The following is an 18292-nucleotide window of genomic DNA, read 5'->3' on the forward strand; positions in this document are numbered from 1 at the left end:
ACTCGGAAACGCACCTTGGATAAGGGGACGATCGAGTTTCCTCTTTACTTCCAAAAGAGCCGGGGCTAGCAGCTCCCTCTTCCTATACGAAATGAAGGGGGCAGTCTGTGCTACAACTCAACGACATCCTCTACATCAGCTCTGTTACAGATCAACTCCAGTACCCGACCACAACTCCACGCGGGCTCCCTCTCCCTTTGGGAGAGGGTCGGGGTGAGGGGAGAAAGCGATCGCAAAATAAACAAATCTACTCCTGCAAACGTGGGTATTTCTGTTGAGATAACGACCAGAACACTTATTATGTAAAAACTCGGCACTCAATAAGGGAATACGATGAGAAGACTTCCGGTCTATCTGTTACTTGATACTTCGGGCTCCATGACGGGCGAACCCATTGAAGCGGTCAAAAATGGGGTGCAAACGCTGCTCTCCACCCTACGACAAGATCCCTACGCCCTTGAAACCGCCTATGTTTCCGTCATTACCTTTGATTCTTCCGCACGCCAGGCGGTGCCCCTCACCGACCTGCTGAGCTTCAAGCTGCCAGAACTGGTGGCCAGCGGCACCACCGCACTGGGTGAGGCCCTCTCCCTGGTCGCCACCAGCATCAGCAACGAAGTACAGAAAACCACCGCCGAAACCAAAGGCGATTGGCGCCCGCTGGTGTTCATCATGACCGATGGCTCACCAACGGATGACTGGCGCAAGGGCGTCAGCGACTTTAAAGCCGCCAGAACCGGCGTGGTCGTTGCCTGTGCCGCTGGCCACAGCGCCGAAACCAAAGTACTCCAGGAAATCACCGAGATCGTGCTCCAGCTGGATACGGCGGACTCCACCTCGATCAAAGCCTTCTTTAAATGGGTGTCGGCCAGCATTTCCGTCGGCAGCCAGAAAGTCGAGTCAGGTAAAAAGGAAGTCATTGGCCTGGACGATTTACCGCCACCACCACCCGAAGTTAACGTTGTTCTATAAAACATATTCAAGGAGATTTTATGTCAGTCAGTTTGCGTAAAGGACAAAGCGTCAGCCTGCGTAAAAACGAACACGACCTTTCCTCAGTCACCATTGGGCTCGGCTGGGATATCAATGAAGAGAAGAAAGGCCTGCTGGGTGGTCTGTTTGGCAAGAAAGAGCCGGAGTATGATCTCGACGTCATCGCCTTCCTGTGCAATGCCCAAGGCAAAGTCGCCGATCTGGGCGATGTGGAAAACGGTCGGCCTTCACTGGTTAACGGGGATATCATTTTCTTCAACAGCCTGCGCCATAAGTCTGGCCACATCTGGCTGACCGGCGATAACCGCACCGGCGCTGGCGACGGTGATGACGAGCAGATTATCGCCCAGTTGAACTCCCTCGATCCCAAGTACGAAAAAATCGTTTTCATCGTGCAGATTTATAACGGCTTGGAGCTGAAACAACACTTCGGCAAGGTACAAAACGCCTTTATCCGTGCGGTGGATGCCAAAAACGTGGAAATGGCGCGTTTCGATCTTTCAGGCGGGGCCGCCTTTGATGGCCAGCGTTCCATGCTGTTTGCCGAGCTGGTGCGTGAAAGCACAGGCTGGAAGCTGAACGCCATTGGCGAACCTTCCGAGTCCGACTCCTTCGTGTCCCACTTGAAGAACTACCTGCAATGAGAAGATTACCCGTTTACCTGCTGATTGATACCTCCGGGTCGATGCGCGGGGAATCTATCCATGCCGTTAACGTGGGCATTCAATCAATGATGAGCGCGCTGCTCCAGGATCCGTATGCGCTGGAAAGCGTGCATATCTCCATCATCACCTTTGATAACGAAGCCCGGGAGTTTATCCCGCTAACCTCATTGGAAGAGTTCCAGTTCAGCGACATTGTCGTCCCCAGCGCAGGTGGCACCTTCACCGGGGCCGCGCTTGAGTGCCTGATCCAGTGCGTAGATCGGGATATCCACCGCTCCGATGGCGATCAGAAAGGCGACTGGCGGCCACTGGTATTCCTGATGACCGATGGCACCCCGTCAGACAGCTATGCCTATGGCGAGGCGATCAAAGAAGTCAAAAAACGTTCCTTCGGTTCCATTATCGCCTGTGCGGTCGGGCCGAAGGCCAAGCATGAACACCTCAAGCAACTGACCTCTCAGGTTGTGGCCCTCGAAACGCTGGATTCAACGGCCTTTTCCGGCTTCTTCAAATGGGTGTCGGCCAGTGTCGCGTCAGGCAGTTCCAGTGCGGGTGTTAACGCCGGGCAGGATAACCTCCCGCCACCACCACCGGAAATACAGCTGGTTCTGTAGCCAACAGGCAAAGCCTCTACCCGGAGCTTTGCCTGTTTTTTCATTGCCCCATGACGCGCATTGCAAGAAGCATCCGCCTGACGAGGTTTTTAACCATGAGAAGACTGCCCATCTTCCTGGTCTTGGACTGCTCAGAGTCCATGATCGGGGAAAGCCTGAAGAAAATGAATGATGGCCTGCAAAGGATCGTCAGCGACCTGAAGAAGGACCCCCACGCGCTTGAGACCGCCTGGATATCGGTGATTGCCTTCGCTGGGGTGGCAAAAACCATCGTACCGCTGGTGGAGGTGGTGTCGTTTTATCCCCCTCGCCTGCCGATCGGCGGTGGCACCAACCTGGGCGCGGCATTGCGTGAACTGACCCGTCAGTTGGATCAACAGGTCAGAAAAACCACCCAGGAACGCAAAGGCGACTGGAAACCAGTGGTGTACCTGCTCACCGATGGCCGCCCAACGGATGATACCGCCCCCGAAATCAAGCGCTGGAAAGAAAACTACGCCAATAAGGTCAACCTGATCGCCATTGGCCTTGGCCCTTCGGCGGATATGAACATCCTGCGGCAGCTGACCGACAACGTCTTGCTGTTCACCGACAGCCAGGAAGGGGATTTCGCCCAGTTCATCAAGTGGATCACCGCTTCTGTCTCAGCCCACAGCCGCAGTGTGGGGGAAGATGCGCCTCCGTTGCTCACCCACACCGATCATATAGTGCGGCTGGCCAAAGACGATATTGCCAGAGCCTACGACGAAAACTGCGTCACCCTGACGGGCCGTTGCAGCAAGTCACGTCGCCCTTATCTGATGAAATACGAACGCCCGGCCATCAACCTCTCCTCGCTGGATTTCAAGCTCAATATCAACGGCTTCAACCTCAACGGCTGCTTCCCGATCGATGAGGATTATTTTGCCTGGAGCGACGAATCGGCATCCGCCATTCAGGTCAATACCAGCGAACTGCACGGCGTGCCGGGTTGCCCGTACTGCGGCAATGCCAGCGCCTTTGCAATGTGTACCTGCGGCAAACTACTGTGTGTCAACGGACCCGATGACGTTATCTGCCCATGGTGCGATAAGGGGCTGACGTTCAGGGAAAACGGCGGCGACTCTGATTTCGACGTGACGCGAGGGAAAGGCTGATGCAAGACGTGGAGAAACTGCGCCAGAACGTACTCATGCTGATCCTGGCAGAAACGGGCGCAACAACGGATGACGCCCAGCTTGCCAGCCTGCAAGCCGATGATGAGATCGGCACCTTGCTGACCAACCTCATCACGAAAGTGACAGCCAAGACCCCCGTAGCGGTTGAGACAACAGAAGCTTCGCCGTTGGTTGCCAATGACGATACCTTGGCCGACGAACCTAAAGTGGTCCTCACCAAGGGCGATGACATCCCTGTTGTCGCCCCAGATATCGCAGGTCTGCCAACACCAGACGACTGGCAGAAAGCACCGTTTGAGCCACTGGAAGTGCAAGGAGATGCCACATTGCCTGAAGAAAGCGCCAAAGAAAACCTGAAGCCAGGCCAGATCCCGTCCGGCACCGCTACCCCGATTAGCACACCGCAGAACAATCAGCCGCAGGCAAAAATCAACGTGGCTAATGCCCGTACCGGCGTCCCCTTCCACTCTGAAATCGATATCGTGCTGGATGATGGAACGACCGCCGAAGTGCTGGCCGTCGCGTTCTCTAAAGATATCGGCATCACCTTTGATCCGGCGACCTCTTCACTGGCAGGCACCGCCACCGAAAGCGGCGACTTTGACATCACGGTTACCTGGTCTTGCCCTGCTGCGCCGCAATGCACCACCCAAGTTCCCTTTATCGTTAACCCCGACCCGCGCAGCCTGTGGAAAATCCTCGAGCCGCCTGCCGATTCGCGCTATTTCAAACCGCACGTCGCCCATCAGCAGATCCTGGAGCCTGGTGTGAACATCGTGGCGGCCAGCCGCAGAGGGCGTTCACATGAACATGCGGGCACCTTCCGGGACGATGACTTCTACATCGCCAGCAATAGCGATAACGGCTGGAACGTCATGTTGGCGGCCGACGGAGCCGGTAGCGCTAAAAACTCGCGCGAGGGCTCGCGTATCGCGACTCAAACCGTGGGCGACTACCTGACTAACCTGTTGAATAGCGACAAAGGCCAGGAACTCAAAGCCTGCGTTGAAAACTGGGGAACTGACGATCAGCGTATAGTCTGGGAGGCGTTTAATCGCCTGTTCCGCCAGGCCGCGATCATGGCCGTCAACAATATCAGCAATGAATCCATCCGGGCCGAAGAGAGCGCCAAATCCTATTCCACCACGCTGCTGGTCACCGTTTCCTTGCGTACCGGGGCCGAGCTGTTCGCCGCCTCTTTCTGGTTGGGTGACGGTGCCATTGCGGCCTACGGGCCGGTGGGCAAAGTGCGCGTACTGGGCACGCCAGACAGCGGTGAGTATGCGGGCCAAACGCGCTTCCTGGATGCTGATGCCGTGAACGATACGAACTTCAGTAAGCGCATCAGCATCGGTAAATGGACCGAGGTCTCTCATCTGGTACTGATGACGGACGGAGTCTCCGATCCCCGGTTTGAAACGGATAATGGCCTGCAAAATAGCCAGAAGTGGGATGATCTGATCGCGGAGCTGACGCCCTGCCTGAGCGACCCTGCGCAGCCCGCAGAGCGGCTGGCCGAATGGCTGAACTTCTTCTCCCCGGGCAATCACGACGATCGAACCCTAATCGTGGCGTGGTGAATGGATTGGACTACATAGCGGGTGAGTGAAATGGCAAATATTGTTACCTGTACCACCAGGGATGGTGAAACCATCCAGTATGTCGATGAGATCATCGGCTCCGGCTCGATGAAGGACGTCTACTTTTCGCCGGATAAGTCATACGTAGTCGCGTTCTATAAAAAGCCGCAGAACGAGCAGGCTAAAGAACGCATTGAGATGATCACTGGCCGCTACCGGCAGAACATCTTTGAGCAAGCCGGTGGGGATTACTGGCAAGGGCTGTTTTGTTGGCCCACCAGTATAGTGGAACACGACGGCAAAATTGGCATCGTGGTGCCCACCTACCAGAGCCACTTCTTCTTTAAGTACGGCTCCAAGAATAACGACTTCCTGGGGATTAAAGGCCGCGAGAAGGAAGGTAAATGGTTCGCCAGCGCCAATAACCAGAACAAGTTCCTGGATCCGCGCGAACGTGGCAACACCCTGAATTACCTGAAGGTATGCCTGCTGCTGACCCGAGCCGTCCGGCGTATGCACGCCGCTGGCCTGTGCCATAGCGATCTGAGCTATAAAAACGTGCTGATCGACCCCGAACAGGGCCACGCCTGCATCATTGACGTCGATGGGTTAGTGGTGCCAGGTAAATATCCCCCAGACGTGGTGGGCACACCGGACTTTATTGCCCCGGAAGTGGTGAAAACCAGCCACCTGCCGAAGGAAGATCCGCAGCGCATTCTGCCAAGCATTGCCACCGACAGGCATGCATTATCCGTCCTTATCTACATGTACCTGTTCTTCCGTCACCCGCTGCGCGGCGGCAAGATCCATGACATGGACGATGAGATGCGCGATGAATCGCTGGCCATGGGTGAAAAGGCGCTGTTTATTGAACACCCGACGGACCACAGCAATGCGGTCAAACTCAACCAGGTCAGCCCTTCTTCGCTACCTTGGGCCGATCCGCAGAAAGTGCCCTACACCATTATGGGCCCCTACCTGACGCCGCTGTTTGAAAGGGCGTTTATCGAGGGTCTGCATGAACCCACCAGGCGGCCAACGGCGGATGAGTGGGAAACGGCGCTGGTGAAAACGGTGGATCTGATCCAGCCGTGCCAAAACGCTGCCTGCGAACAGAAATGGTACGTGTTCTCCGGTAAAAACCGCCCAGCCTGCCCATATTGTGGTACGCCGTTCAAGGGTAAGCTGCCGATCCTGAACCTTTACTCCTCGCGTAAAGCCGGAAGCTTCCGCCCCGACGATCATCGCCTGATGGTATGGAGCGGCCAGTCGATTTACGCCTGGCACGTTAACCGCCTGATCGCCCCCAACGAACGCACGCCGGACGCGCAGAAAAAACGCGTGGGCTATTTCGTATTCCATAACGATCAGTGGTGGCTGGTGAATGAAGGCATCAGCGGGTTGATCTCCTTGCCGGATAAAAACCCGGTGGCGATCGGTGACAAGCTGGCGTTGAACGACGGTGTCCAGTTCGTGCTTTCCACCGAAGAAGGCGGCAGGCTGGTGGTGGTGCAGTTGGTGGAGAACTAAGCTTTGGTGAGTGCGGGGTGTGGCCCACCTCGCACTAGGTTATGGGGGAAAGGAAGGCCCACATCTGTACCCCTTAAAAAAACAACCATTAGTGCTTTCATTAACCTTTCACCCTTGGCGTAGCATCCTCTCCCACAGTGCTCCTCAATCTATCTGGGCTGCATTGCCACAACCAGTGGTACAGATCGTGACTGCGCTGGAATCCCAATTTTCGCATGGATGCCTGTTTATGGGCGCTGACGGTTTTGGTGCTGATCTGCAACTTTCTGGCTATCTGTGTAGGCGATAAGCCTGCTGCTATCGCCTGCAAGACTTCTCGCTCTCGCCGAGTGATCTTTTCGTAGTCAGGTACGTAGGGGGCATTATTATTGAGCTGCACGTCTAACAGACTATCCAGCAGTTGCATCACCGCCTCGGGTTTATCATTCAGGCCGATGTCTCCCTGTTGATAGGTGACCCCTTCTGTATTTTTTTTCCGTATGAGGATTTGGTAGTGTTGATACCCATCCCCCCTCCAGTCGGCGTTGTTCTTGACAATCAGATCCGCAACGTTCAGATCAATAATACTCTTACCGTCTGCATGGATAAATAGAGGGGATACTCCCCGGAGATAAAAATACCTTTCAAAAAGGTGGCGAATGCCTTGTAAGAAATAAAAATTGTTGCCCCACAGAGCAATAACCATGTGTGAGTTCATATTGACCCCTTCGCAGCCTAATTCTTTTTAAATAGTGCCGTTGATTATGCGATACATCATTGGGATAAATCCCTAGCCCAGGTAGGTGTTGCAATACACCAGCGTAAGCTCTTTTGGTCTGGCACCGATGAGACATACGCCTTCTTTTTCTTTACCAGTTTCATCAGGTAGTAGCGAGAAACATAAATGTTGGTATCACAGTAATCGGCAATATCCCGGGTCTTGGGCCATTTATCTTGCGGAGGCAATGTGCCGAGCGGGCAATCAACACGGCTCAACACCTGCAACGCCGTCAGAACCTTGTCGAAGGCTGCATTATGTTTTTTATATTTCATTAGGTTAAACCTTTTCTCTTACGAGCTTTCGTGATGAGTCAGCCCGCGTTACAGGCCAAAGCCCACCGGTCAAAGCGGCAAACGGCATGCAGGTCCCGTCTGCTTGGCTTTCTGAGCGTATTTAATACCACATTGGAGTAAAGTATTTATAAACGTTACAATAACGAGTTTTAAATCTGACAAAATTAAATTTGCGATATAAAAATCCAGATCAATAATGATGAACACGATAATAACTCGCAATTTAGCCATAAAAACCACCTGCCAAGGCATTTATTGCGAAATTGCTTTGCTTATCAAAAAACACTTTTCAAAAATAAGGTTGGCCGTGATAATCCCGGCCTAAATTGATGAACAAGAAACATCTTAAGAATATATGAAATAAGCGTAGAGATTAATCCTAATAAAAATGAAAGATCAGGCTTTCGATTTAGATAATTATTGGGTCCGGAAAACCGTCCACGTCCAGCTCAGCCAAACTGTGTATCCCGTGATGGAAAGGCAGCAGCACACTGAAATTTAACAAGTCTTTCACGCTTGATGGATAGCCAACCTCTCTCAATCCATTAGGCACAAAGTCTTGGCTTAAAAGCGCATAGGAATAGCATCAGGATGCTTTGCTCACTTCTTAAAAAAACTGACGGCATCAGTAGTGATGATTTTATTGAAGATACTTTGTCTGTTCGGATTGTTCAGATAAATGATGGCTCGTGGCTAATAATCAGCTACGAAATGATTGCATTCACTTTTTTAATACGTAAATAAGGAATTCATTATGCGTAAGTCTATTTTTACTCTGGCTCCGGTTGTTGCAGCTCTGTTGGCAGGATCTGGCGTGGCTCAGGCCGCGTCTAACGCCCAGATGACCATTACCGCCAACGTTGTGGCAGCGACCTGTGACGTTTCCCTCTCCAACGCTAGCCTGGACCTCGGTAACCATTCCAAATCTGCCTTCACCGCTGTGGCAACCCCGGTTGCCAACAGTGTGAAAACCTTCACCGTGGGTCTGAACAACTGTGAAACCCCGGCAGCAGCAGGCGATCAGGCAAGCCTGATTGTAAGCGGCCAGACGCTGGGGGGTAACCCGAACATCTTTAACAGCACCGGCACCAATACCGGCGTCATGTTAAGTGAAGTAACCACACCAGCAGCCTACATTACCGCTGGCCAAAAATTATCGGTAGCCAAAGCAGGTGAGACCCCGGAAGCAGGCGATTTCAACGCGAAATCCTTGAGCCTGCAGGCTGGTTTGGCCTCTACGTCTCTCACGCCGGATATCGGTATGGTTAGCGCCCCAATCCTGTTCAGCTTTGCCTACAACTGATGTGTTCCAGCGGGCCAATGGCCCGCCTTTTCGTGAGCCACAATATGACACGCTTTATCTCCCTGTTTTCGCTGCTAGTGGCCCTGCTGGGTGCGCCGTTGGCTGGCTGGTCCGCCGGGTTTGGCATTAATGCCACCCGCCTGATTTACCCGGAAGGGGCCAGCAGTATCAACGTAACCGTCCGTAATACCCTCAGCGATAAGCCTTATCTGGTGCAAGCCGCGATCAGCAGTAAACAGGATGCACAGACCGCCGCCCCGTTCACCGTGACGCCGCCGCTGTTCCGTCTGGAACCTCAAAGCACCAATCAGTTACGTATCGCCTTTACCGGCCAGCCGCTACCCGGCGATCGGGAGTCGGTGTTTTATTTGCATGCCACCGCGATCCCGGCCAGTACGCAAACGGATCCGGCTCAGCAGCGCAATGACGTGCAGGCCCAACTGCGTTTCGGCGTAGGCAACATTATCAAGCTGTTCTACCGGCCTGCGAGCCTGCGCGGATCCTCTGCCGCCGCCCAAAAAGAGTTGCAGTTCTCCCGCGTGGCTGGGGGGCTGAAGGTGACCAATTCCTCTCCCTATTTTGTCAGCCTGGCCGACTTGAAGGTGGGTGGTCAACAGCTGGCCTTGGACACGCCGGCTGCACTCATGCTCCCCCCTTTCGGCAACCATATCTGGCCGGTTAAAACGCCGTTGGCAACCGGCAAGCGGGTGCAGTGGCAGACCATTAATGATACCGGAGGCACCGATGCGTTCAGCGCAACGTTACCTTAAGGCCACGCTGGCTGTCGTCCTGGCAGGCGCTGGAGCAGTATCCGCCCCGGTGCAGGCCGTGACGCTGGATTTCTCCGCCGTGCTGACCAATGGCACCTGCACGCTCAGCCTGGATAAAAGCACTCTGCCTTTGGGTGTCATCGCTAAATCTCAGCTGCGCCCAAACCAGCTGGTTGCTCCACAGCCCTTTACCCTGTCCGTGCAGGACTGCACCGGTTCTGCGGGCGGCAGCCTCAAGCCTGTCGTGACTATCACGGGCACCGGTACCACCCAAGACAGTAAATGGCTGTTTCGCAATGCCGGATCGGCGGCGAATACCGGGATATTGGTGATCCAGAGTGCCTCCGTGCCGGATTACAGCCAGCCCGAAGTCAAAAACAACAGCGTGATCTCACTGGCGAACCCCGGACAGATACCGGTCAACCAGACGTTCACCTTTTATGCCGGTGCCAGTTGTGGCGGCGGCACCGGGTGTGCCGCAGTCGCGACCGGTGACGTGACGGCCACTCTGATGTTTGAGTTTGTCTATCAGTGAGGGCCCGATGACACAGCGATTTCATCAGGTGCTATCAAGCCTGCTGTTCACTTTTAGCCTGTCCGCACAGGCCGGGAGCGGCGGCATCAGCCTGGGGCAGACACGCGTTATTTTTTCTTCAGCAGATAAAGCGCAAACCCTCACCGTCAGCAATAGCGGGCAACAGGCTTATCTGGTCCAGGCCCGAGTACAAAACGGCCTGGACGATACGACCCCTGCGCCGTTTATCGTTACGCCACCGCTGTTCTCGCTGCAAGGCGATAGCCGCCAACTGCTACGACTATTGCCACAGGGTGCCACGCTGCCCACCGACCAGGAGTCGCTGTTTTATCTCTCTATCTCGGCCATTCCTGCACAGGCTGAACCCGTAACGGCGGCCAATCGGCTGTCGGTAGGGGTACGTTTTGTGATCAAGCTGTTTTATCGCCCGCAAGGGTTGGCGTTGCCAGCAGACAACATCCCTTGCCTGCTGACGTTCAAGCGTGAAGCACACGGCGTGCGGGCCATCAATCCCACCGGCTATTTTCAGACCCTGGGGATGTTGGCTGTTGACGGGCATACCGTGGCGCTAGACCAACAACCGGCGATGGTGCCTCCGCACCGCAGTATCACCCTGGCCGTTGACGGGCCGGTGAATAAGGTGGCCTGGCAGACGCTCACCGACTATGGCGGGCTCTCCCAGACCTGCCAGCAGACAGGCTCAGCCTCCACGGAGACCACACCATGAAATACCCGATTTATCTTCTGATGGGTCTATGCCTGTTGGTCAACAAAATGGGCCTGGCACAGGACAACGTCTCGCCGGGGATATCCTTTTACGTGCTGCGGGTGATTTACCCGGAGGGCGAAAAGCAGGGCGTAACGCTGACCGCCTACAACAAAAGCCCCGCCCCGTACCTGATGCAGTCATGGATCCGCCCGGTCGATCCGGCCACCGGGGATGTGGATCTGAGCTGGCATGGCACCCCGGTGATGCCGTTTATTGTCACACCGCCGCTGGCTCGCCTGGAAGCGAACGGTGAACTGGCGCTGCGTATCCGCCGCAACGATATACCGCTGCCTAACGATCGCGAATCGGTGTTTTTTATCTCCATGAAGGCGCTGCCCACCCAGCAGCCAGACGGTGAGCAGATGGTGATGACGGTCGTGAGCAATATCAAACTGTTTTATCGCCCAGCGGGATTGGTGAAACGCGCCGTGGCAGACATGGCCCCGAAGCTGACCTTCAGCCGGGCAGGCGACCAACTGACAGCAACCAACCCGACCCCCTATTGGCTCACCTTCTCCCGCCTGGCGGTGGGGAATGTGGCGTTGGACAAACCGGCTCTGCGCCTGATGGTACCGCCTTTCGGCAAGCAGTCTTACACCCTGCCCGCCACCGCGAGCGGGAAAGTCAGCTGGCAACTGATTGATGAAGATGGCTGGGATACCCCGGTTGCCCAACAGGATTGACGATTTCGCCCTTCCTGGCTCGTTACCGAGAGCCACGTTCTTTCAGACGGATAGGATAACCATGAAAATTCACCCTCTTGCTCTTTCCCCATTCCTGGTGGGCAGCGCATTGATTGCAGGCACGTCTCCAGCCTGGAGCCGCGACTACTTTGACCCGGCGCTGTTGTCGCTGGGTGGTGGCCTGGAAGCCGTCACCGACCTGAGTGCGTTTGAAAGCGCCGGACAGACCCCACCAGGGACGTATCTGGTGACGGTGCTGGTCAACCGCAGCGAACGTGGCCAATACCGCGTCGTATTCACCCCGGGTGATAAGGGCCAGGTCAGCCCGGAATTGACCCCAGCCTTCCTGGCGGAGATGGGGATCAATATCCCCGCATTGCCGGCTTTTGGCGGGTTGCCGGTCGACAAGCCCGTCAGTGATCTGGCCACCCTGATCCCTGATGCCCGAGTGCACTTTGATTTTCAGCAGCAGCGCCTGGAACTCAGCATTCCCCAGGTGGCGATGAAGCCGGACGCCAGCAGCGTGGTTAACCCTGCGCTATGGGACCAGGGCATGACCGCGTTTTTACTCAACTATACCCTCAACGGCGGGCGCAGCCGCCAGGACGGACAATCGGGCCAATCCACCAGCGAACAGACCAACCTGTTCCTTGGGCTGCACAGCGGATTGAACTGGCAGGCCTGGCGCCTGCGCAGTGACATGACCTACACCCACAATAACAGCCGCAGCGGCTATGGAGACACACAACGCAACCAGCAAACCCGTTTCTCAAATACCTATCTGCAACGCGATATCCAGGCCTGGCGTTCAGATGTGCTGGTTGGGGAGAACAATACCGGCAATGACGTTTTCGACAGCATTCCATTTCGCGGGGTGAAATTGAGCTCCAGCGAAGACATGCTGCCGTTCAGCCTGCGGGGATTTGCCCCGGTGATCAGCGGCATTGCGCAGAGCAACGCACGGGTTACCGTCAGCCAGAACGGGAACGTGGTGTACCAGGCGTATGTCGCCCCGGGGCCGTTTCGGATCAATGACCTGTACCAGACTGGCCAAGGGGGAGATCTGACGGTCACGGTGACCGAAGCGGATGGCAGCGTACGTACCTGGACCCAGGCCTTCTCGGCGCTGCCGGTGATGCAACGTCCGGGTGGGCTGAAGTACGAACTGACCGCCGGGCGCTACAACGGCGGCATCACCACCGGCTCCAGAGAGGCCCATTTTGCGTTGGGCACCCTGATTTACGGGCTGCCTCATGACATCACGCTGTACGGCGGCGGGCTGATAGCGGAGAAATACGCCTCGGCGGTGGCGGGCAGCGGGATTTCGCTGGGGGATTTCGGCGCCATGTCGGCGGACGTGACCCTCTCATCGGCCCGCATGTATGACGAAAGACAGAGCGGCCAGTCATACCGGGTACGTTATGCCAAAAGCCTGCTCAGCACGGGCACCTCGGTGGATCTGACGGCTTATCGTTACTCCACCCGGCACTATTACAACTTTGCCGACTTCAACAACAGCGGTTATCAGCTCAGTGAAGGCCAGGTGCCCTGGGCACTGGCCCGACAGCGTTCGGATTTCCAGGTGCGGGTAACCCAGCAACTGGGGGATTTTGGATCGCTGTACCTGTCGGGTGCGCGCAGTGATTACTGGGGCGATGAGCAGGTGAACAACACCCTGTCGGCGGGTTACACCGGCAGCTGGCACGGCGTGAGCTATGGCCTGGCCTACAGCGTTGACCGGATAAAATCCGACGGGGATTGGCCGCAGAATCGCCAGTTGGCGTTCAATATGCAGGTACCGTTCAGTCTGTTCAGCGCACAGCCCGCCCTCAACCGCAGCTACGCCAGCTACCAGATGACGCACGACAGTGAAGGCCGTGTGCGGCAACAGGTGGGGGTGAGCGGTTCGGCGGCAGAAGACCGCCTTTCTTACAGCCTGATGCAGGGGTGGAGTAACAACAACCAGAGTGGTGACGGTGGTAGCACCAGCAACCTGAATCTGGGTTGGCAGGGGAGCCAGGGCATGGTCAGCGCCGGGTACAGCCACAGCAGCCGCTATAACTCACTGAATGTGAGTGGTAACGGGGGTCTGGTGGTTCACCCCAACGGGGTGACGCTGAGCCAGCAACTGGGCACCTCGGTGGCAGTGGTTCGCGCACCGGGCGCTGCCGGGGTGAGCGTGATGAACGGCGGGATCCGCACCGACAGCCGCGGGTATGCGGTGGTGCCGTACCTCTCGCCTTACCAGAACAACACGGTGAGCCTGAACCCGTCGACGCTGCCGGAAGATGTCGACCTGCCGCAGAGCAGCGCCAATGTCTATCCCACCAAAGGGGCGGTGGTAGCGGCTACGTTTACTCCACGCACCGGCTATCAGGCGCTGATAACCCTGACCCAGGCTGGCGTGCCGGTACCCTTCGGCACGCTCGTGACACTGGCCGGGGAAGGGGCGGAGATCAACAGCGGCATCGTGGGTGATGCAGGCCAGGTGTACCTGAGCGGGTTGCCGGAACAGGGGAAATTGCGCGCGGTGTGGGGCCGTGGGGCTGCACAGCAGTGCCTGGCCCACTTCAACCTGAGCAAGGCGGCAGTATCAGCAAACAATCCGGTGCGCATGCTGAATGCGCAATGTGAGGAAGGACAGTGATGAAACAGCGTTTAATAAAGACAGCATCATGCGGTATCGCCAGCATCGCCTTAATGATGCCCCTTGCTGCCCCCGTTCTGGCGGAAACCATCACCATCGGCAAGGGTACGGGGATCTTATGGGAGGGCATGCCGTTTAACGCGACATTAACTGGCCCTCTCGATCATCCACAACTGAATCCCATATACGGACTCTTGTCAGTCTCTAGATCATCGACCCGGTGTATGGCCTCAAATGAATTGAAAAACATTGGTGGCTATTTGGCCTTCCCACTGACCGGGGTATCTGGAGTCGGATTGATGCCTCGGGCCTCGGGTAGCGCCACTTATACCCTAAATAACAATTCACAGGGGAGGTTGACTGGCACCATTGGCCAGCCGGAAACCAGAGGCTCCTCGACATCACAAGATAATATTATCTCGCCACCAAACTATACATGGTGCCTGCCCCCTGCCATGTCCTCGAATGGTACATTTTACTCGGGTTCGGGTCCTCGTACGGCAACGCTCTCAGGCACTTGGGTTCTGGTGGCAGACGGCAGCCAAAAAGCTGGAGAGGGGTCGGTTCCACCCATGTATTTTGGCAGTTTTTCCGCCACTGGCTCGGGGGATAGAACTACCTCTATACTGCCCACCAATATTTCCCTGCGCATCTCCACGCTGGAATGTAGCGTGAATACCCCGACAGCCATTAACTTTGGATCGGTCATTCGCAATACCCAGGTTAATGCAGAACTGGCGGTAAAGCCCGTGCAACTGGTTGCCACCTGCGGGCAGCCTACTGACCAGATAAATGCCAATATCAATCTGCAGTTCCGCGCCATCAGCGGTCTGTACAACACTACCGCTTCACGGCTGGCATTAAATCAGGGGGGAGGCTATATCACCGGAGAAATTGATAACGGGGTGACCGGCAGTGGCGACTGTAAGGCAACAACCGGCTTGCCCTTTGATGGCACCCGCATAAAACTGGGCAGTATCACCAGTGCGGAAAGCAGCAAAACCTTGACCAATCAGCTCACCTGGCGACTGTGTTCGGGAGGCAGCAGCGTGCCAATCGGTGCGGTCACGGCCTCTACGGAAATGCTGGTAACGTTTAACTGAGCCGCATTTGGCGCTGCAGACGGTTGGGCTGATTTCCAGCCGTCCAGCGGTTCGGATTTAACAGGGTCTACCTTTCAAATTCAGCATATGAGGCTGGCTAGCATTGGCACGCTGATGGATGAGTTCGGCAGCGGTATGGCCGGTACAGGCAAAATGCAGTTTGTTCTGGATGGTTTGAAAAAACAGCGTGGTCTCTTTGAGTGAGGGCTGATAGTCGGCGGCTAACGCAAAGATCTCTCGTACCCGCAAATAAACCCGGCGCTCGCTGGCGCGGATATCGCGGATGCGTTCCAGCATCTCGTCGAAATAGTCAGGTACAGACGATGTTCCAACGGGCGGATTTTTCAGCCGTTCGTCATCCATCACGAAGCCTTTGATCAGGTATTCCTGGAGGGTTTGGGTCGCCCACTGACGGAATTGGGTGCCTCGAGAAGAACGAACACGATAACCGACCGCAAGGATCACGGGCAGGCTATAGTGAAGCATATTGCGGCTTACCCTACGGCTCCCTTCCTGTTGAACTTGTAAGTAAGACTTACAGGTTGCGTTTTGTACAAGTTCACCTTCTTCGTAGATCGCTTTGATGTGTTGCGTAATGGCTTGCGGAGTGACCAGGTAAAGGTTCGCAATGGTCGCTTGAGGCAACCACAGTGTTTCGTGCTCAAAGCGGCATTCAACGCGCACCTCGCCGTCATCACTGGCAAACATCACAAATTCGCCCGCCGGGGATTGAGTTAAGTGTTTATCTGCCATGCCGCCTCCGCTTTAATCCGACTTACCATGCTGTATCTGCTTAGTATGCCAGAGATACCTGTTGGAGCTCATTACACGAATGGCGTTTATTTTGCGTGCAGTTACGCAGAAACAACCGCCGACCTCGTCCTGGTTAAGGCAATGCAATGAACACTTTATCAATGCCCCCAGATTGATGCTAAAAGATCCCCTTTATCCCTATGCCGCTCACAGATTCATTACTCGCTGTTATCTTTCGACTTCTTTCAAATGTATACATCCTGTAATCTATTAAGAAAATACTAACTATGGTGGGCGTATGGCAGGGAAGGCCGTGATTTTACAAGGCGACAAAACCTCTCATGGTGGAGTCGTGTTACAGGGATCGTCAGTGATGCAGTTCTGCGGAACAAACGTAGCGCTGGTGGGACATTTGGTTTCCTGCCCGCAATGCAAAGGTGTTTTTCCCATTGTCAGTGGTGCAGAAACTGCACTGGTCGGTGGGGTGCCAGTGGCGCTGGAAGGCATGAAAACCGCCTGCGGGGCCGCTCTGATTGCTTCACAACATGAATGTAATGCCTGACGGCAACGTCGTTCAGCGCTAATCACTCCGCCAGAAGCGGCAGAGTCGCAAAATAATGGACAAGACTCTTCACCAGGGAGCAAGGATGCCGTGGCTACGTTAGATACGCTACAGACCGATTCAGACATTTTCCCACCGCGCACCTCACTGGCCGCCGGGCTGCTTGCCACGCTGAACGGCAGTGAATATGCGGTGAGCCACGCGGACATAGCGCTGTTGCTGCGCGCCCTGCCGGAACAAGGCCGTGGCGTCACCCTCAACATTCTGCTGATTGACCGCCTGCTGCGGGAACTGGATCGGCGCCTGAGTGCCCAGATGGATGCGATCCTGCATGCTCCGGCGTTTCAGCGCCTGGAATCGACCTGGCGCGGGCTGGCCCTGCTGGTCGATAACATTCCGTTTCACGAGAATATTCAGCTGACGCTGCTCCATGCCACCCAGGAAGAGCTGCTGGCGGATTTCGAATTCTCCCCAGACATTACCTCCTCGGGCTATTACCAGCATGTCTATTCGGCAGGCTACGGCCAGTTTGGTGGGGTACCCGTGGCGGCGGTGATTGGCTGCTATGACTTCACCCCTGGTGCCGCAGATATCAAACTGCTGCACTATCTCAGCGTGGTCAGCGCCATGGCGCATGCGCCGTTTCTTTCGGCGGCAAACGCCACCTTCTTCGGCGTTGATTCACTCGCCGATCTGCCCGCCATTCTTGATTTGGACGCGGTCATGGCTGCACCGACACATATCCGCTGGCAGGCTCTCCGGGCTACCCCAGATGCCCGCTATCTGGGGCTGACCGTGTGCCGATTCTTGCAGCGCGAGCCTTATACCCCGGCGTCACAGCAGGTCCGGCAATTTGTCTATCAGGAACAGATCGGAACCCATCAGCACCTGCTGTGGGGCAACAGCGCCTTTTTACTGGCGATCTGCCTGGCGGGCAGCTTTGCCCGTTATCGCTGGTGCCCAAATATTATTGGGGCAGAGAGCGGCGGAGCGTTCCGTAACCTGCCCGCTCGCTACACTGCGGCGCTGGGGCGTTGGCAAGAAAAGATCCCAACCGAGACGCTGCTGTCGGACCAGTGGCAGTACCGCTTGTCGATGGCCGGGTTTATTCCGCTTGGGGTGCGCAAGCAAGGGCAGGACGTGGTGTTTTATTCGGCCAACTCAATCCAGTCGCCACAATATACCGACCTCACGCCTGAAGGGATGAATGCCCGGGTCAATGACCAGTTGGGGGCGCAACTGCCTTACCTGTTTATCATCACCCGGCTGGCGCACACCATCAAGGTATTGCAGCGTGAGCGGCTGGGGAGTTGGCGCAATCGGGGCGACCTGCAGCATCAGCTCAACAACTGGTTAAAACGTTTTGTCTCCGATCAGGAGAACCCCCCCGCCAGCGTACGCAGCCGCCGCCCGTTACGTGCTGCACGCATTGAGGTGCAGGAAGTCGCGAATGATCCCGGCTGGTATCTGACACAGCTGCATGTGCAGCCGCATTTCAAACACATGGGCTCCAACTTCGTCCTCGCCTTGACCGGGCGTCTGGATAAATAACCTCCAAGACAGGATGTCTTCAGC

At 55.8% G+C, this 18292-nt stretch carries 18 protein-coding genes and 1 pseudogene; 15 read left to right on the forward strand and 4 right to left on the reverse strand.

Features of this window, described 5'->3' with window-relative positions; all coding sequences use genetic code 11:
• Positions 1–333 precede the first annotated feature (333 nt).
• From ACKWMY_RS13640 to ACKWMY_RS13665, 6 genes are all read left to right on the forward strand, one after another.
• The gene (locus ACKWMY_RS13640; protein WP_021807361.1) at positions 334–972 is read left to right on the forward strand and encodes a vWA domain-containing protein; all 639 of its coding nucleotides are present in this window, start codon (positions 334–336) and stop codon (positions 970–972) included.
• Positions 973–992: 20 nt separating this feature from the next.
• Positions 993–1637 (forward strand): TerD family protein, encoded by a 645-nt coding sequence (locus tag ACKWMY_RS13645; protein WP_024527698.1) that lies wholly within the window; start codon positions 993–995, stop codon positions 1635–1637.
• Positions 1634–2272, forward strand: a complete 639-nt coding sequence (locus ACKWMY_RS13650) for a vWA domain-containing protein (protein WP_409486432.1) — start codon at positions 1634–1636, stop codon at positions 2270–2272. Before ACKWMY_RS13645 ends, ACKWMY_RS13650 begins: the two co-directional genes overlap by 4 nt.
• A 95-nt stretch (positions 2273–2367) precedes the next feature.
• A complete protein-coding gene (locus tag ACKWMY_RS13655; RefSeq protein WP_065683507.1) occupies positions 2368–3408 on the forward strand; it encodes a TerY-C metal binding domain-containing protein in 1041 nt (346 codons plus the stop codon).
• Positions 3408–5009 (forward strand): PP2C family serine/threonine-protein phosphatase, encoded by a 1602-nt coding sequence (locus tag ACKWMY_RS13660; protein ID WP_409486433.1) that lies wholly within the window; start codon positions 3408–3410, stop codon positions 5007–5009. Before ACKWMY_RS13655 ends, ACKWMY_RS13660 begins: the two co-directional genes overlap by 1 nt.
• Before the next feature lie 30 nt (positions 5010–5039).
• Positions 5040–6539: a helix-hairpin-helix domain-containing protein gene (locus ACKWMY_RS13665; protein WP_409486434.1), complete on the forward strand. Its 1500-nt coding sequence runs from the start codon at positions 5040–5042 to the stop codon at positions 6537–6539.
• A 100-nt stretch (positions 6540–6639) separates the two neighbouring features.
• On the opposite strand, the gene ACKWMY_RS13670 is transcribed toward ACKWMY_RS13665, so the two are convergent.
• The 3 genes from ACKWMY_RS13670 to ACKWMY_RS13680 all read right to left on the reverse strand — a co-directional run bounded on the left by ACKWMY_RS13670 (position 6640) and on the right by ACKWMY_RS13680 (position 7823).
• A complete protein-coding gene (locus ACKWMY_RS13670; protein ID WP_309047663.1) occupies positions 6640–7236 on the reverse strand; it encodes a response regulator transcription factor in 597 nt (198 codons plus the stop codon).
• 56 nt (positions 7237–7292) lie between these two features.
• Positions 7293–7571, reverse strand: coding sequence for a FaeA/PapI family transcriptional regulator (locus tag ACKWMY_RS13675; RefSeq protein WP_024527692.1), 279 nt, complete (start codon positions 7569–7571; stop codon positions 7293–7295).
• A gap of 69 nt (positions 7572–7640) precedes the next feature.
• On the reverse strand, positions 7641–7823 hold the full coding sequence (locus tag ACKWMY_RS13680) for a hypothetical protein (protein ID WP_409486435.1): 183 nt from the start codon (positions 7821–7823) through the stop codon (positions 7641–7643).
• A 523-nt stretch (positions 7824–8346) separates the two neighbouring features.
• Between ACKWMY_RS13680 and ACKWMY_RS13685 the strand changes: the two genes are divergently transcribed.
• The 7 genes from ACKWMY_RS13685 (at position 8347) to ACKWMY_RS13715 (ending at position 15402) form a co-directional block, all read left to right on the forward strand.
• Complete coding sequence (locus tag ACKWMY_RS13685) at positions 8347–8895, forward strand: fimbrial protein (RefSeq protein ID WP_074029986.1); 549 nt, start codon at positions 8347–8349, stop codon at positions 8893–8895.
• Positions 8896–8939: 44 nt separating this feature from the next.
• The gene (locus tag ACKWMY_RS13690) at positions 8940–9665 is read left to right on the forward strand and encodes a molecular chaperone (RefSeq protein WP_409486436.1); all 726 of its coding nucleotides are present in this window, start codon (positions 8940–8942) and stop codon (positions 9663–9665) included.
• The gene (locus tag ACKWMY_RS13695; protein ID WP_409486437.1) at positions 9640–10200 is read left to right on the forward strand and encodes a fimbrial protein; all 561 of its coding nucleotides are present in this window, start codon (positions 9640–9642) and stop codon (positions 10198–10200) included. The genes ACKWMY_RS13690 and ACKWMY_RS13695 overlap by 26 nt, the downstream gene beginning before the upstream one ends.
• A 7-nt stretch (positions 10201–10207) precedes the next feature.
• Positions 10208–10927 (forward strand): molecular chaperone, encoded by a 720-nt coding sequence (locus ACKWMY_RS13700; RefSeq protein WP_409486438.1) that lies wholly within the window; start codon positions 10208–10210, stop codon positions 10925–10927.
• Complete coding sequence (locus ACKWMY_RS13705; protein WP_409486439.1) at positions 10924–11652, forward strand: molecular chaperone; 729 nt, start codon at positions 10924–10926, stop codon at positions 11650–11652. Before ACKWMY_RS13700 ends, ACKWMY_RS13705 begins: the two co-directional genes overlap by 4 nt.
• Positions 11653–11713: 61 nt before the next feature.
• Positions 11714–14299, forward strand: a complete 2586-nt coding sequence (locus ACKWMY_RS13710) for a fimbria/pilus outer membrane usher protein (protein ID WP_409486440.1) — start codon at positions 11714–11716, stop codon at positions 14297–14299.
• 671 nt (positions 14300–14970) lie between these two features.
• Positions 14971–15402: a hypothetical protein gene (locus ACKWMY_RS13715; RefSeq protein ID WP_409486441.1), complete on the forward strand. Its 432-nt coding sequence runs from the start codon at positions 14971–14973 to the stop codon at positions 15400–15402.
• A gap of 84 nt (positions 15403–15486) precedes the next feature.
• On the opposite strand, the pseudogene rhuM reads toward ACKWMY_RS13715, so the two are convergent.
• Positions 15487–16155 (reverse strand): annotated as a pseudogene (gene rhuM / locus ACKWMY_RS13720) (RhuM family protein); the annotation flags it as partial.
• 298 nt (positions 16156–16453) lie between these two features.
• On the opposite strand from rhuM, the gene ACKWMY_RS13725 reads away from it, so the two are divergent.
• A complete protein-coding gene (locus ACKWMY_RS13725; RefSeq protein WP_071682755.1) occupies positions 16454–16717 on the forward strand; it encodes a PAAR domain-containing protein in 264 nt (87 codons plus the stop codon).
• Between the two features lie 90 nt (positions 16718–16807).
• On the forward strand, positions 16808–18268 hold the full coding sequence (gene tssC / locus ACKWMY_RS13730) for a type VI secretion system contractile sheath large subunit (RefSeq protein WP_409486442.1): 1461 nt from the start codon (positions 16808–16810) through the stop codon (positions 18266–18268).
• Positions 18269–18292 lie beyond the last annotated feature (24 nt).

Origin of the sequence: Serratia sp. J2 (genome assembly GCF_046269175.1) — a bacterium.
Lineage (GTDB): Bacteria > Pseudomonadota > Gammaproteobacteria > Enterobacterales > Enterobacteriaceae > Chania > Chania fonticola_C.

Coding starts and splice junctions, on each gene's coding strand:
- ACKWMY_RS13640 (WP_021807361.1), top strand. CDS start 334: ATGAGAAGACTTCCGGTCTATCTGTTACTTGATACTTCGGGCTCCATG.
- ACKWMY_RS13670 (WP_309047663.1), bottom strand. CDS start 7,236: ATGAACTCACACATGGTTATTGCTCTGTGGGGCAACAATTTTTATTTC.
- ACKWMY_RS13695 (WP_409486437.1), top strand. CDS start 9,640: ATGCGTTCAGCGCAACGTTACCTTAAGGCCACGCTGGCTGTCGTCCTG.
- ACKWMY_RS13705 (WP_409486439.1), top strand. CDS start 10,924: ATGAAATACCCGATTTATCTTCTGATGGGTCTATGCCTGTTGGTCAAC.
- ACKWMY_RS13665 (WP_409486434.1), top strand. CDS start 5,040: ATGGCAAATATTGTTACCTGTACCACCAGGGATGGTGAAACCATCCAG.
- ACKWMY_RS13675 (WP_024527692.1), bottom strand. CDS start 7,571: ATGAAATATAAAAAACATAATGCAGCCTTCGACAAGGTTCTGACGGCG.
- ACKWMY_RS13650 (WP_409486432.1), top strand. CDS start 1,634: ATGAGAAGATTACCCGTTTACCTGCTGATTGATACCTCCGGGTCGATG.
- ACKWMY_RS13700 (WP_409486438.1), top strand. CDS start 10,208: ATGACACAGCGATTTCATCAGGTGCTATCAAGCCTGCTGTTCACTTTT.
- ACKWMY_RS13655 (WP_065683507.1), top strand. CDS start 2,368: ATGAGAAGACTGCCCATCTTCCTGGTCTTGGACTGCTCAGAGTCCATG.
- ACKWMY_RS13685 (WP_074029986.1), top strand. CDS start 8,347: ATGCGTAAGTCTATTTTTACTCTGGCTCCGGTTGTTGCAGCTCTGTTG.
- ACKWMY_RS13710 (WP_409486440.1), top strand. CDS start 11,714: ATGAAAATTCACCCTCTTGCTCTTTCCCCATTCCTGGTGGGCAGCGCA.
- ACKWMY_RS13645 (WP_024527698.1), top strand. CDS start 993: ATGTCAGTCAGTTTGCGTAAAGGACAAAGCGTCAGCCTGCGTAAAAAC.
- ACKWMY_RS13680 (WP_409486435.1), bottom strand. CDS start 7,823: ATGGCTAAATTGCGAGTTATTATCGTGTTCATCATTATTGATCTGGAT.
- ACKWMY_RS13660 (WP_409486433.1), top strand. CDS start 3,408: ATGCAAGACGTGGAGAAACTGCGCCAGAACGTACTCATGCTGATCCTG.
- ACKWMY_RS13725 (WP_071682755.1), top strand. CDS start 16,454: ATGGCAGGGAAGGCCGTGATTTTACAAGGCGACAAAACCTCTCATGGT.
- ACKWMY_RS13690 (WP_409486436.1), top strand. CDS start 8,940: ATGACACGCTTTATCTCCCTGTTTTCGCTGCTAGTGGCCCTGCTGGGT.